This is a genomic window from Myxococcus sp. AB025B, from assembly GCF_006518215.1.
In the GTDB taxonomy this organism is placed as follows: domain Bacteria; phylum Myxococcota; class Myxococcia; order Myxococcales; family Myxococcaceae; genus Myxococcus; species Myxococcus fulvus.
The window spans coordinates 1-389 of record NZ_SRLW01000760.1 but is presented as its reverse complement, the minus strand read 5'-3'; the positions used below and the strand labels follow the sequence as shown (position 1 = coordinate 389).

Here is a 389-nt window from a genome sequence, read left to right as displayed (position 1 = left end):
GACGTACCTCAACCGCTGTGGACGCGATCCCTGCGGGCCCAGCGTGTCGGCAATACGTCTCAGGCTCGTTGCCAATGCACCCTGCTCAGCGCTCGACCTTTGTCCGTGTGTCTTTGGCGGGAGATGCAATCGATTCCCGTCGCCGCCATCGCAGGTGCTTCGTTTGCAACAAGTGCTGCCAATCCAGTTTGGCAAACCCATAGACGAGCGCCAGAAACACGACCTGCGACACGACGAAGTACACACCCATATACGCCCCGTCGATCTCTGTTTCCTCATCTAGATAGCGCGCGCCAATCTGGGCAATGTGCGTCCAGGTCAGGTAGCTCACCCAGCGGCCAACGAAGAACGGCAGGCCGATCAGCCATAACCGCATCCCAGTCAAGCCG

1 protein-coding gene is annotated in these 389 nt (G+C 59.4%); it reads right to left on the bottom strand.

The genetic code is table 11. The annotated features are described in order from the left end of the window. Positions 1-85: 85 nt before the first annotated feature. Positions 86-389: hypothetical protein (locus FL311_RS43835; protein ID WP_228557502.1), on the bottom strand; the 304-nt coding region annotated here is incomplete at its 5' end.